The sequence below is a fragment of the Micromonospora arida genome, from assembly GCF_003857035.1.
In the GTDB taxonomy this organism is placed as follows: domain Bacteria; phylum Actinomycetota; class Actinomycetes; order Mycobacteriales; family Micromonosporaceae; genus Micromonospora; species Micromonospora arida.
This window is the reverse complement of record NZ_QGSY01000140.1, coordinates 1-13,109: the sequence shown is the minus strand read 5'-3', so window position 1 is coordinate 13,109 and position 13,109 is coordinate 1. Positions and strand designations below refer to the sequence as shown.

General features: G+C 70.1%; 13 protein-coding genes. 4 read left to right on the top strand and 9 right to left on the bottom strand.

Going from position 1 to position 13,109, the window contains the following annotated elements; all coding sequences use genetic code 11:
• The 9 genes from DLJ58_RS35275 to rpmH form a co-directional block, all read right to left on the bottom strand.
• Nucleotides 1–79: hypothetical protein (locus tag DLJ58_RS35275; protein ID WP_482805419.1), on the bottom strand; the 79-nt coding region annotated here is incomplete at its 3' end.
• Between the two features lie 251 nt (nt 80–330).
• On the bottom strand, nt 331–1,347 hold the full coding sequence (locus DLJ58_RS09140) for a ParB/RepB/Spo0J family partition protein (RefSeq protein WP_124854791.1): 1,017 nt from the start codon (nt 1,345–1,347) through the stop codon (nt 331–333).
• A 27-nt stretch (nt 1,348–1,374) separates the two neighbouring features.
• Nucleotides 1,375–2,700, bottom strand: a complete 1,326-nt coding sequence (locus tag DLJ58_RS34065) for a ParA family protein (RefSeq protein WP_124854789.1) — start codon at nt 2,698–2,700, stop codon at nt 1,375–1,377.
• Nucleotides 2,701–2,956: 256 nt separating this feature from the next.
• Complete coding sequence (gene rsmG, locus DLJ58_RS09130; protein ID WP_244218852.1) at nt 2,957–3,667, bottom strand: 16S rRNA (guanine(527)-N(7))-methyltransferase RsmG; 711 nt, start codon at nt 3,665–3,667, stop codon at nt 2,957–2,959.
• A 154-nt stretch (nt 3,668–3,821) separates the two neighbouring features.
• Complete coding sequence (locus tag DLJ58_RS09125; RefSeq protein WP_124854785.1) at nt 3,822–4,439, bottom strand: Jag family protein; 618 nt, start codon at nt 4,437–4,439, stop codon at nt 3,822–3,824.
• Between the two features lie 212 nt (nt 4,440–4,651).
• Nucleotides 4,652–5,644: a membrane protein insertase YidC gene (gene yidC, locus DLJ58_RS09120; RefSeq protein WP_124854783.1), complete on the bottom strand. Its 993-nt coding sequence runs from the start codon at nt 5,642–5,644 to the stop codon at nt 4,652–4,654.
• 3 nt (nt 5,645–5,647) lie between these two features.
• Entirely contained in the window at nt 5,648–5,938 is a 291-nt protein-coding gene (yidD, locus tag DLJ58_RS09115) for a membrane protein insertion efficiency factor YidD (RefSeq protein WP_124854781.1), read from the bottom strand.
• Complete coding sequence (rnpA, locus tag DLJ58_RS09110) at nt 5,935–6,351, bottom strand: ribonuclease P protein component (protein ID WP_124854779.1); 417 nt, start codon at nt 6,349–6,351, stop codon at nt 5,935–5,937. The genes yidD and rnpA overlap by 4 nt, the downstream gene beginning before the upstream one ends.
• Before the next feature lie 34 nt (nt 6,352–6,385).
• Nucleotides 6,386–6,523, bottom strand: a complete 138-nt coding sequence (gene rpmH, locus DLJ58_RS09105; RefSeq protein ID WP_007453904.1) for a 50S ribosomal protein L34 — start codon at nt 6,521–6,523, stop codon at nt 6,386–6,388.
• Nucleotides 6,524–7,148: 625 nt separating this feature from the next.
• Between rpmH and dnaA the strand changes: the two genes are divergently transcribed.
• The 4 genes from dnaA to recF all read left to right on the top strand — a co-directional run bounded on the left by dnaA (nt 7,149) and on the right by recF (nt 12,954).
• Entirely contained in the window at nt 7,149–8,978 is a 1,830-nt protein-coding gene (gene dnaA / locus DLJ58_RS09100) for a chromosomal replication initiator protein DnaA (protein WP_124854793.1), read from the top strand.
• A gap of 779 nt (nt 8,979–9,757) precedes the next feature.
• Nucleotides 9,758–10,891 (top strand): DNA polymerase III subunit beta, encoded by a 1,134-nt coding sequence (gene dnaN / locus DLJ58_RS09095; protein ID WP_124854777.1) that lies wholly within the window; start codon nt 9,758–9,760, stop codon nt 10,889–10,891.
• Between the two features lie 40 nt (nt 10,892–10,931).
• Entirely contained in the window at nt 10,932–11,804 is an 873-nt protein-coding gene (gene gnd, locus DLJ58_RS09090) for a phosphogluconate dehydrogenase (NAD(+)-dependent, decarboxylating) (RefSeq protein WP_112583933.1), read from the top strand.
• Between the two features lie 16 nt (nt 11,805–11,820).
• Complete coding sequence (gene recF / locus DLJ58_RS09085; protein ID WP_124854775.1) at nt 11,821–12,954, top strand: DNA replication/repair protein RecF; 1,134 nt, start codon at nt 11,821–11,823, stop codon at nt 12,952–12,954.
• Nucleotides 12,955–13,109 lie beyond the last annotated feature (155 nt).

Genomic DNA, 13,109 nt, shown 5'->3' with positions numbered 1-13,109 from the left:
CCCGCCGCCCGTCGCCCATCGCCCATCGCCCATCGCCCATCGCCCATCGCCCATCGCCCATCGCCCATCGCCCGCGGATTGTGCTGTCGAACGTGCGGGCCAGCGTGACCGGCCCATCCGCCCGCCACTCCCCGCCGACTCCTCCTCCTGCCGGCTGTCAGAGAGGGACGCCGGCCGGGCTGGTCGAGCCGAGGACGACGAGACCGCAGGGCCCGCCGATCCGCTGAATCAGCGCCGCTGTCTGTTTCACGTGAAACCGCGACGACCCCGGGAAGCAGAACGGCCGCGCCCCCGTTTGGGGTAGCGCGGCCGTAGGGCGAGCGGGCGGGCTCAGTCCTCCCCGCCCTCCTCCTGTTGCACTCCGATGATCCCGACGATCCGCTCAAGGTCGTCAACCGTCGCGAACTCAATAGTGATCTTGCCCTTGCTCCGGCCGATGTCCACCTTCACGCGGGTGTCGAACCGGTCGGACAGCCGATCGGCGAGATCGGTCAGGGCCGGCGCGTGCGCCTTGGGGCGCCGTTTGGCGGCCTGACCCTTCGCCGGCCCGTCGTTGAGTGCCAGGGCCACGATCTCCTCGGTCGCCCGAACCGACAGTCCCTCGGCCACGATCCGCAGGGCCAACTGTTCCTGCGCCTCCGCCTCGTCGAGGCTCAGCAGAGCGCGGGCGTGCCCCGCCGACAGGATGCCTGCGGCAACCCGGCGCTGCACCTGCGCGGGCAGGTTCAGCAGTCGGATCGTGTTGGAGATCTGTGGGCGACTCCGGCCGATCCGGCGGGCCAACTCCTCGTGGGTGGCCCCGAACTCCTCCAGCAGTTGCTGGTAGGCGGCGGCCTCTTCCAGAGGGTTCAGGTTCGCCCGGTGGATGTTCTCCAGCAGGGCGTCGCGGAGCATCGCGTCGTCACGGGTGTCCCGGACGATCGCCGGAATGCTTTCCCGGCCCACCGCCTGGGCGGCCCGCCAGCGCCGCTCGCCCATCACCAGTTCGTACTTCTCGTCGTCGAGTTGCCTAACGACGATTGGCTGGAGGAAGCCGACCTCCTGGATCGAGGTCTTCAGCTCCTCCAGCGCCTCCTCATCGAAGACCTGGCGGGGCTGCTTCGGGTTGGGCATGATCGCGTCGACCGGGATCTCGGCGAATCGAGCACCGGGCACCGGGCTCAGCACGGGCTCCGGCTCACGGACCGGCGCTCCGGCCGGTACCGCTGCGACAGCGACGGTGCCCGCGTCGTCCAGGTGCTCGTTCTCCGGCTCCGCCGTCGCGGTGCCAGCGGCGGCCGGCGCCGGCCCGGTCGGGATCAGCGCCCCCAGGCCCCTACCCAGACCGCCCCGAGGACGGTTCTTCATGCCACGCCTCCCAGCGATTCGTCCGCACTACGCATTCCGGCCCACCGGCTCCTTGACGCCCCGCTCGGCGATCTCCTGGGCGGCCTCGAAGTAACTCGTGGCGCCCCGCGAACCGGGATCGTAGGTCATCACCGACTGGCCGTAGCTTGGCGCCTCGGAGACCCGGACGTTGCGGGGGATGACCGCCTGGAGAACCTTGTCGCCGAAGTGGTTCCGGACGTCCTGCTCGACGGCGTCGGCCAAACGGGTGCGACGGTCGTACATGGTCAGCAGGATGGTGGAGACGTCGAGCTTCGGGTTGAGGTGCTGGCGTACCAGGTTGATGTTGTTGATCAGCTGGTTGAGCCCTTCCAACGCGTAGTACTCGCACTGGATCGGGATCAGCACCTCCTGCGCGGCAACCAGAGCGTTGACCGTGAGCAGGCCGAGCGAGGGCGGGCAGTCGATGAAGACGTAGTCGAACTCGCCCGGGTAGGCGGCGATCGCCCGGTCCAGGCGCGACTCCCGGGCCACCACCGACACCAGCTCGATCTCCGCGCCGGCCAGGTCGATGGTCGCGGGTACGCACCAGAGGTTGGGGATGCCCTCGACCGCCTGTGCCACCTCGGCCAGCGGCACGCTGTTGATCAGGCAGTCGTACACGTCGGGGATTCCGGTGTGGTGTGGGACGTTGAGCCCGGTCGAGGCGTTGCCCTGCGGGTCGAGGTCGACCACCAGCACCCGGTTGCCGTGCAGGGCGAGCGCCACCGCAAGGTTGACGGTGGTGGTGGTCTTACCCACGCCACCCTTCTGGTTGGCGACGCACATGACCCGGGTCCGGTCCGGCCGAGGCATGGTCACCTCGCCACTGGGATTCAGGATCTGCACGGCGCGCATCGCCTCCATAGCCAACGGTGGGTCATCCTCTTCGCGCGTCGGGGTTTCACGTGAAACGTACGTGGGATCGGCCGCCACGGCGGCCAACGACTCGGTCGAAGCGACCGGTGCGTCGGCGACCACCGGCACGGCGTCCCGAGCGGCCGCCGCAGTGGGTTGGTGCGGGACGGCCGGCTCGAAGCGAACCGCCGCAGCGGTGTTGCGGCGACCTGAGGTCGACCGCACCTCGGCGGCGTTGACCGGTCGACTCGACGCCTCCGGCGTCCGACGACCACTCGCCGGCTCCGGAATGGCCGAGCCCTCCGGCTGCGCGGGACCCGACGAGGGGTCGAGCGGCGCCGGCGGGTCGCTGTCGGTCGGTCGGTTCGATGGCCCGGTCGCACCGGGCGACCAGCTCGGGTAGTCGGTTTCACGTGAAACGGGATCGCTGGTCGACCCGGTCACGCGTGGATCGTCGTACCTGCCGTCGTCATGCACCTGTCATCCCTGCCCGCTTCGGATGGTCGGTCCGCGCCCCGGTCAACTTGGCCGCATCCACGCCCGCAACCCGGAGCGTACGGCCCGCGGGAGCGGTCGGAGACCCGCGACGTCCGTCACCCGCTCCACACTATCGACGCGCGGTCAGCCTACGGCGGACGGGCGCGGCCGGTCCACGTCGGGTTCTCATCCCCTCGTCCATCCGTACCGGTACAACGAGGCAACCCACCGGCCGGAAGCCCGATGGCGCGAAGTGTCAACCTCGGCGGGAGCGTCCACCCCGGGCGCGCTTCTTGGCCGCCGGCCGGGCCGGGCCGACCATCCGCTCGCGCACGATCTCCACGACCGTGGTGGGCGGATCGATCACCCCGACGCCGCACAGCTGCACGGTCGGCTCCCCGCCACCGAGTCGCGCCACCACCTCGGCGTGCTCCTCGATCTCGGCTGCGGCGGACGAGCCCTTGAGCGCCAACAGCCGACCACCGCGAACCGCCAGGGGAAGGCTCCAGCCCGCGAGCCGATCCAGGGGCGCTACCGCGCGCGCGGTCACCACGTCTCCGCTGATCGGCTCCCGGCCGCTCGACCCGCTGGCCGCCTCGTCGGCCCGGCCGCGGAACACCCGCACCGACCTGGCCAGACCGAGTCGCTCGACGACCTCGATCAGGAACGACGTCCGCCGGGCCAGCGGCTCGATCAGGGTGACCGTGAGATCAGGGCGAGCGATGGCCAGGACGAGACCCGGAAGACCGGCGCCGGAGCCGACGTCGAGCACCGTCGCGCCGGACGGGATCCGTTCGGCGACCGCAGCGCAGTTGAGCAGGTGCCGGTCCCAGATGCGGGGTGCCTCCCGGGGGCCGATCAGGCCACGGACCACACCGTCGGTGGCCAGCAGTTCGGCGTACGCGGCGGCCAGGTCGAGACGGTCACCGAAGAGGGCCAGCGCGGCCGGGGCCAGCTCGGGCGGCAACGCCGCGTCGGCCGGTGACGGGGCGGTGTCCCGCCCGGTCGATTCGGCATCGGCATCGGCGTCGACGGTGGCGGGGCGGACAGCGGACGGCCCGGGCGGCTTGCCGCCCGGGCCGGACACGGTATCGGCCGTGATGTCGTCGTGGGTCACCCGGTCAGTCCGCCGGCCGTACGACGATGCGCCGGTTCGGCTCCACACCCTCGGACTCGCTCGCCACGTCGGACATGGCGTTGACCACGTCGTGCACGCATTTGCGCTCGAACGCGGACATCGCCTCCAGGCGGACCGGCTCGCCGTACTCCTTGACCTTCTCGACGGCGTTCTTGGCGACCGCGGCGAGTTCCTTACGGCGGTTCGCCCGGTAGCCACCGACGTCGAGCAGCAGACGGCTCGGCGTACCGGTCTGCCGGAAGACGGCAAGGCGGGTCAGTTCCTGGAGCGCCTCCAGGGTGGCACCGCGCTGACCGACCAGATTCTGCAGCCGCTCGCCGACCACCTCGACCATCGGACGGCCGGCGGCGACCAGCTCGTCGATGTCGCCGTCGTAGTCGAGGATGTCGAGCAGACCCTCGACGTAGTCGGCGGCGATCTCGCTCTGCCGGAACAGGTCGCCCTCGCCCACAGCCTTCTTCACCCGGGTGCCAGCGGCGGTGTCGGTGTCGTCGTCCGCCTCGGTGTCATCGGCTTCGGTGTCGTCGCCGTCCACCGCGAGCGTGGCGGTCTCCTCCTCGTCCAGGGACTGCTCGGCGCGGGGGATGCTGGTCTCGGTCACGGTCTCATCTCCGTACTCGCTCGGCCGGACCGTCGGGTCCGACTGGTTTCCCGGGGCCGGCGGGAGGTCGCCGGTGCCCACAGGCACGTCTGTACGGGCAGTGTCGCCCGTGGCCGCGCGGTGCGCGGTCGGTTCCGCCCGGCGCCGGCCGTACGGCGGCTGCGCGGTGCGGAACGGGCCGCCGCCGGATCACCGGCGGCGGCCCTCGTAGGTCAGCCCTGCCGCTTGGCGGGGCGGCTCTTCTTCGGGTTGTTCACCGGCTTGGCGCCCGGCTTCGGCCCGGCGACCTTGGGCGCGGCCGCCTTGACCGGTGCCGGCGGGGCCGCCTTGCCCCGACCGAACAGGCCACCGGACTTGGCGGGCTGCACCGGGTTACGGGTGGCGGCGGGGGCGACGGCCTTCTTGGCGGTCACCGGCGGCGGGAACTTCCGCAGCACCCACTGCTGCTGGCCGAGGGTGAAGAGGTTGTTGGTGACCCAGTAGATGATGACGCCGATCGGGAAGATCGCACCGGAGATCAGCAGCGACGCGGGGATGCCGTAGAGCATCAGCCGCTGGATCATCCGCTGCTGCGGGTCCTCCGCCCAGCCGGTCTTGAGGATCATCTGACGGCTGGTCAGGTAGGTGGTCGCGATCATGACCAGGACCAGGACGCCAGCAATGATCTTGACGGTGGTGCCGTTGGCGCCGAGGCTGGCCAGCTCGTCCGCCGTGGAGCCGAACTTGCCGGCGATCGGGGCGGTGAAGAGCTTCGCCTGCGAGGCGCTCTGGAACTGGTCGACGGTCCAGCCGTAGAGGGTCTTGTTCTGCTTGTCCGGGTCGAGCCGGCGCAGCACGTGGAAGAGGCCCAGGAAGACCGGGATCTGAAGGAACATCGGAAGGCAACCCATCAGCGGGTTGGCCTTCTCCTTCTTGTACAGCTCCATCATTTCTTTCTGGAGCGTCTCCCGGTCACCCTTGTGCTTCTCCTGAAGCTCCTTGACCTTGGGCTGGAGCGCCTGCATCGCCCGCTGCGACTTGATCTGCTTGACGAAGACCGGGAAGAGGATCACCCGGACGGTGACCACCAGGAAGACGATGGACAGGATCCAGGCGAAGTTGGTGCCGATGACCGCGCCGACGGGCACCCCGATTGCGTCCCAGGCAGAGTGCCAGGTCAGCAGGATCCACGAAATCGCATAGTAGATCCAGTCAAGACTGAACAATTCTCAGGCTCCAGTCACATCAGCACGACGGCGGCCGCCCGGCTCCGGCACCGGGTCATATCCACCAGGGTGAAAGGGGTGGCAGCGCAACAACCGCCGGGCCGCCAGCACGGCTCCCCGGAGCGCGCCGTGCCGAACGACCGCCTCCTGGGCGTACGCACTGCACGACGGGTAGAACCGACAGCGAGCCGGCAGTGCCGGACTTATCCACCGACGGTACGCGATGATGGGCGCGATCAGCACCTTGGCACCGGTTGTCGACGGCCGTGGGGTGCTCTGCTCGGTGCCGCTCATCGGGACCGCCGTTCGCGCGGCGACCGGGCGACCGCGATGGCGGCGTCCAGGTCGGCGGCGAGCCGAGGGTACGACGCCTGCGCCGCGGCGGGGAGCGCCCGGACGACCAGGGTGCTGCCGGCGGGCAGGTCAATCAGCCGTTCCCGGACCAGCGCCCGCAGTCGGCGCCGGACCCGGTTACGGGTCACCGCGTTACCGACTGCCTTGGAAACGACGAAGCCGGCACGGGACGGCACGGACGACTGCTCCGCACTGTTGTCCCGTACCGGCTCCGGCGAGGTCGGTGTGCTGGGGTCGACGGTCACCGGCACGGTCAGGTGGACCACGACGGCGCCACGTCCGGCGCGTCGGCCACCGCGAACCGCTGCGGCGAAGTCAGTGCTGCGCCGCAGTCGCTGTGCGGCGGCCAGCACGACTGCCCACGTCCCCTGGACCGGCCCGGTCGGCTCAGGCCGACAGGGTGGTGCGACCCTTGGCGCGACGGCTCGACAGGATGGCACGGCCGGCACGGGTGCGCATGCGCAGCCGGAAGCCGTGGGTCTTCGCGCGCCGGCGGTTGTTCGGCTGGTAGGTGCGCTTGCTCACGTCAGGCTCTCCGTTTTCGTACGCGCCCCGCGCGACGGGATCGCCGGGGTCGTGTGGTGGTCCAGGCCACCTCGACGGTGGCCCACGATCGGTGCTGTCCGGCGGAGCGGGACCTCGGCGATGCGGGGATGCGACCGCGGACAGCAAGCACCCATCACCCTAGCAGAGGGCGAGAAAGCAGCCGTTCCAGCCTACGCAGGGGGGCAATGACCGTCAAACACCTCGAGCAGGGGACAACGGGACGCGCCCGAGGCCGAGGGGCGGTTTTCGCTGATGCCGACAAGGGCGCCGCCGCGTCGCCGGTTGATGGCGCAGGGACAACGCTGTTACCGTGCCCGATTGCGGTGAGCGTCGGAAGCTCCGGTCGTCGCGCAGGCAAGACCGGACATGGCAGTGAATCGTTCGGCACGGTGAACCCGCTTCAGCGCCCGTTCAGGCAGGGGCAGGTCCCACCCGCGTCCGGCGGCGGCCACAATCGGTCGGTACACAGGCTGTGGATAACTTGTGGATGACCACCGGTCGACCGTCCGGGTGGGTGTTGTTCCACCCGCGAACGCGGCGGGCCCGGGACGGCCGGCTGGCAGACAGCGGCGGCCGGGAGCAGAAGCGAGGGGGTGGCACGACGGTGGCCGGTACGACCGACCTTGCCGCGGTGTGGTTAGCGGCGACCGACGAGCTCGCCGACGAGATCATCTCCGCCCAGCAGCGTGCCTATCTCCGACTGACCCGGCTGCGAGCGATCGTCGAGGACACCGCACTGCTCTCCGTTCCGGACGCGTTCACCCGCGACGTGATCGAGTCACGGCTGCGCCCGGCTATCACCGAGGCGCTCACCCGGCGGCTCGGCCGACCGATCCAGGTCGCGGTCACCGTTCGGGTGGCCGAGGACGCCACCGGCCGGCCGGCCGGCACCGTCTACCGCAGCGCCCCGGAGACCGGGCAGCTCGACATCGACGGCTCGGGTATCGCGCCGTTCGACGACGACCAGGGCGCTCGACAGCCGGCCGACGCGATGATCCCTGAGCAGTCACCCGCGCCGCGTACCCCTGATCCGGGTCCGCCGCCCGCTCCCGCGGGTCCGCCGCTCGCGCCGCCCGTGGAGGGGCATCGCGCGGGGTTGATCCCCGCCAGCAGGGACGGGCAGGAGGCGCTGTTCAGCGCTGCCTTCGCGGAGCCCCTGCGGCCCTCCCGGCCGGGTCCGGACCGGCGCGGCTACGACGAGCAGGCCGCCCGCCTGGACCCGTCCGGCCCCGACACCCGACCCTACGAGCCCCGCTACCGGGACGACTCGGCGTCACCGCGCGACCAGCACGTGATCCGCTCGCTACCCCGGGACAGCGGAACGGACAGCGGCCCGGGTCGCAGCGCGGTGGACCATCGGACCGGTGGCCGCGACGACCGTCGGTTGCCCGGTGCCGACACCGGCGGCAACCGGCTCAATCCGAAGTACATGTTTGAGACGTTCGTCATCGGCTCGTCCAACCGCTTCGCCCACGCGGCGAGCGTGGCGGTGGCGGAGTCACCGGCCAAGGCGTACAACCCGCTGTTCATCTACGGGCACTCCGGGTTGGGCAAGACACACCTGCTGCACGCCATCGGGCATTACGCCACGACACTCGGCAACGCCCGCTCGGTCCGGTACGTCTCGACCGAGGAATTCACCAACGACTTCATCAACTCGCTCCGGGACGACAAGACCAGCGCGTTCCAGCGGCGCTACCGCGACGTCGACATCCTGTTGATCGACGACATCCAGTTCCTGGAGAACCGCGAGCGCACCCAGGAGGAGTTCTTCCACACCTTCAACACGCTGCACAACGCCAACAAGCAGATCGTGATCTCCTCCGACCGGTCGCCGCGCCAGCTCGCGACCCTCGAGGACCGGATGCGAACCCGGTTCGAGTGGGGGCTGCTGGCCGACATCCAGCCGCCGGATCTGGAGACCCGGATCGCGATCCTGCAGAAGAAGGCGGCGCAGGAGCGGATGTACGCCCCGCCGGACGTGTTGGAGTTCATCGCCTCCCGGGTGTCGAACTCGATCCGGGAACTGGAGGGCGCGCTGATCCGGGTGACCGCGTTCGCCAGCCTGACCCGGTCGACAGTCGAGCTGTCGCTGGCCGAGGAGGTGCTTCGGGACTTCATGCCCGACGGCGCCGGTCCGGAGATCAACGCCGACCAGATCATGGCCTCGACCGCTGACTACTTCGGGGTGAGCCTGGAGGATCTGCGCGGCCAGTCCAGGTCCCGGGTGCTGGTCAACGCCCGTCAGGTGGCCATGTACCTGTGTCGGGAGTTGACCGAGCTGTCGCTGCCCCGGATCGGGCAGGCGTTCGGTGGCCGGGACCACACCACCGTGATGCACGCCGACCGCAAGATTCGTCAGCAGATGGCGGAGCGCCGCTCGCTGTACAACCAGATCGCCGAACTGACCAACCGCATCAAACAGAACAGCTGAACGTACGACCGCCGTCGCGCGGCGCACAGCCGCAGGACAGGACACGCCCGACCGGATCTCCGGTCGGGCGTTCTTTTTGGTCCGTCAGCTGGACTCTCGACATGGTGGAGACCACAGCATTGAGGCCGTGACCGCCTCGATCCCCACTCGTTTTCCACAGCTCGTTATCCACCGTCGGTGGATAACTACGGTCCGTCCTCCGCCAGTTACCCACAGGCTGTGGAGAAACCCTGTGTACGACGCTGTGGACGCCTGGGGACGACCGTCAGGTTATCCACCGATCATCATCAACCTGTGTACGGCCTGTTGAAGGTTCTGGGGATGACGGCAATGGTGATCTTCCCCGCGATCCACAGGCTTGGGGAGAAAGTCGGTGGATTACCGGTGGACAACCGGTGGACAACGGTGGACAACCGGCCGTCGTCGCCGGGCTGTGGACACACGAGCCGGTTGTACCCCTGGTTCTCCACAGCTAAATCACCGGTGGATAACCTGTCTGACCTGCGCAGACCTCGGTTTTCCACAGTTTGCACAGGTGCGATGAAGACGATGAGTTATCTCTTCTAAGAGAACAAAAACCAATCATCACCGTTGGGCTTTCTGTGGATCGGGCCGAACGCTGTCGGATCAGCCGGTCAGCATCGACACGATCCATGGGGTCGGACGCACAGCCGATGTCCCCGCGCCCTAAGGTGCGATGGGTACCCGCACGGTCGGGCGGGACGGTAGGCAGCGGTCGGCATGAGAGAGTTGTCGCTGACGTCGACGCGGAGGCATTGATGAAGTTCCGAGTGGAGCGCGACGCGCTCGCCGAGGCTGTGGCGTGGACCGCGAAGAGCCTGCCCAACCGGCCATCCGTACCGGTGCTCGCCGGGGTGATGCTCCGCGTCACCGACGGCAACCTGCGGGTCTCCGGGTTCGACTACGAGGTCTCCAGCCAGGTGACCGTCGAGGTGCAGGGCGACGCCGACGGCGCCGCGCTCGTCTCCGGCCGCCTGCTCGCCGAGATCACCAAGGCGTTGCCGGCCAAGCCGGTCGACATCGCCGCGGTCGGCGCGCATCTCGAGTTGGTCTGTGGCAGCGCCCGGTTCACGCTGCCCACCATGCCGGTGGAGGACTACCCCGCGCTGCCCGAGATGCCGCAGAGCGCGGGCACTGTCGACGCCGCGGCGTTCGCCACTGCGGTGGCCCAGGTGGCCATCGCCGCCGGTCGCGACGAGACGCTGCCGATGATGACCGGCGTCCGCGTCGAGCTGTCGGGTGACACCCTGTCGATGCTCGCCACCGATCGTTACCGGTTGGCGCTGCGCGAGATCCAGTGGCGGCCGGACGACCCCGAGGTGAGCATCAACGCCCTGGTGCCTGCCCGCACCCTGAACGACACCGCCAAGGCCCTCGGCCCGCTGGGCGGCGAGGTCACGCTCGCCCTCGCCCAGGGCGCTGCGGGCGAGGGCATGGTCGGCCTCGCCGGCGGCACCCGACGTACCACCAGCCGGCTGCTCGACGGCGCCAACTACCCGCCGGTGCGGTCGCTCTTCCCGGCCACGCACAACGCCGCGGCCCGGGTGTCGGTCAGCACGCTGATCGAGGTGGTCAAGCGGGTCGCGCTGGTCGCCGAACGGACCACCCCGGTGCTGCTCAGCTTCAGCTCCGACGGCCTGGTGGTCGAGGCCGGCGGTTCCGAGGAGGCACGGGCCAGCGAGGCGATGGAGGCCACCTTCACCGGTGAGCCACTGACCATCGGCTTCAACCCGCAGTACCTCATCGACGGTCTGGCAAACCTGGGCGCTCAGACGGCCGTGCTCTCGTTCGTCGACGCCTTCAAGCCCGCGGTGATCTCTCCCGCTGGCGAGGATGGCGAGGTCATTCCGGGGTACCGGTACCTCATCATGCCGATCCGCGTCTCGCGCTGATCGCGCCCAGCAACACCCAGATCCACGGAGGTAGAAACACATGCAGCTCGGCCTGGTAGGACTCGGCCGTATGGGCGGCAACATGCGGGAGCGGTTGCGTTCGGCCGGGCACGAGGTGGTCGGCTTCGACCACAACGCGCAGATCAGCGACGTCACGACCCTCGCCGGCCTGGCGGAGAAGCTTGAGTCGCCGCGAGCGGTCTGGGTCATGGTGCCCGCCGGTGTCACCGACGCCACGATCGACGAGCTCGCCGAGGTGCTCGGCGAGGGCGACATCATCATCGACGGCGGCAACTCGCGCTTCAGCGACGACGCGCCCCGCGCGGAGCGGCTCAACCAGCGGGGCATCGGCTACATGGACGTCGGGGTCTCCGGCGGCGTCTGGGGCCGGCAGAACGGCTACGGGCTGATGGTCGGTGGCGCCCAGGAGCACGTGGACCGCCTGATGCCGATCTTCAACGCGCTCAAGCCCGAGGGTGAGTTCGGCTTCGTGCACGCCGGCCCCGTCGGTGCCGGGCACTACTCGAAGATGGTGCACAACGGCATCGAGTACGGCCTGATGCACGCGTACGCCGAGGGCTACGAGCTGATGGCCGCCTCGGAGCTGGTGACCAACGTTCCGGGCGTCATCAAGTCCTGGCGGGAGGGCACCGTCGTCCGTTCCTGGCTGCTCGACCTGCTGGACCGGGCGCTCGACGAGGACCCGGAGCTGGCCGACCTGAGCGGCTACACGGAGGACACCGGCGAGGGCCGCTGGACGGTCGACGAGGCGGTCCGGCTGGCGGTGCCGCTGAACGTCATCACCGCTTCGCTGTTCGCCCGGTTCGCCTCGCGGCAGGACGACTCGCCCGCCATGAAGGCCGTCTCCGCGCTGCGTCAGCAGTTCGGTGGCCACGCCGTCCACAAGCGCTGAGCGGTATCCACAACCTGTGTACGTTCACCGGCTGGAACTGGTCAACTTCCGCTCGTACGAGCGGGTGGCCGTCGACCTCCAGCCGGGAGCGAACGTACTGATCGGCGCCAACGGCGTCGGCAAGACCAACCTCGTCGAGGCGCTGGGCTACGTGGCGACCCTGGACTCGCACCGGGTCGCCACCGACGCGCCTCTGGTCCGGATGAACGCCACGTCCGCGGTGATCCGCTGCGCGGTGGTGCACGACGGCCGCGAACTCCTGGTCGAGCTGGAGATCGTGCCCGGCAAGGCCAACCGGGCCCGACTGGGCCGCTCACCGGCACGGCGGGCCCGGGACGTGCTCGGGGCGCTCCGGCTGGTGCTCTTCGCTCCGGAAGATCTTGAGCTGGTCCGGGGTGACCCTGCCGAGCGCCGCCGCTACCTGGACGACCTGCTGGTCAACCGGCAGCCCCGGTTCGCGGGCGTGCGGGCCGACTACGAGCGGGTCGTCAAGCAGCGCAACGCCCTGCTGCGCACCGCGTACCTGGCCCGGAAGACCGGTGGGTCCAGGGGTGGCGACCTCGGCACCCTCGCGGTCTGGGACACCCACCTGGCCCAGCACGGGGCGGAGTTGCTCGCCGGCCGCCTGGAGCTGGTGGCCGCGCTCACCCCGCACGTGGCCAAGGCGTACGACGCGGTGGCCGCCGGTCGGGGTGCGGCGAGCATCACCTACCGGCCCTCGATCGAGCTGGCCGAGCCGACCACCGACCGGGCCGCGCTGGCCGAGGCGCTGACGGCGGCCCTGGCCGCGTCCCGCTCCGCCGAGATCGAGCGGGGCACGACCCTGGTCGGCCCACACCGCGACGAGTTGGCGCTGAGCCTCGGCCCACTGCCCGCCAAGGGGTACGCCAGCCACGGCGAGTCGTGGTCGTTCGCCCTCGCGTTGCGGCTGGCCGGGTACGACCTGCTGCGCGCCGACGGCATCGAGCCGGTGCTGGTGCTCGACGACGTCTTCGCGGAGTTGGACACCGGCCGCCGGGAGCGGTTGGCGGAGCTGGTCGGCGGGGCGAGTCAGCTGCTGGTCACCTGCGCGGTGGACGACGACGTGCCCGCCGCCCTGCGCGGCACCCGCTACCAGGTCGGCGAAGGGACGGTACGCCGTGTCGGATAAGCCAGGCACCGATCGACCAGCGGCCGGCGACGGCCCGGCTGCGCGTACCCCGAAGGCGGCGGAGGGATCGGCGGGCGGTGAGCCGGCGGCGGCCGCCAGCGGGCCGCCGCCTGTCGCCGGGACAGCGCCGCGTCGAGCACCGCCCGGGCCAGCTC

Excerpts from the sequence above, each read along its gene's own strand:
- DLJ58_RS09140 (WP_124854791.1), bottom strand. The coding sequence starts at position 1,347 with ATGAAGAACCGTCCTCGGGGCGGTCTGGGTAGGGGCCTGGGGGCGCTG.
- gnd (WP_112583933.1), top strand. The coding sequence starts at position 10,932 with ATGCAGCTCGGCCTGGTAGGACTCGGCCGTATGGGCGGCAACATGCGG.
- dnaN (WP_124854777.1), top strand. The coding sequence starts at position 9,758 with ATGAAGTTCCGAGTGGAGCGCGACGCGCTCGCCGAGGCTGTGGCGTGG.
- yidD (WP_124854781.1), bottom strand. The coding sequence starts at position 5,938 with ATGAGCGGCACCGAGCAGAGCACCCCACGGCCGTCGACAACCGGTGCC.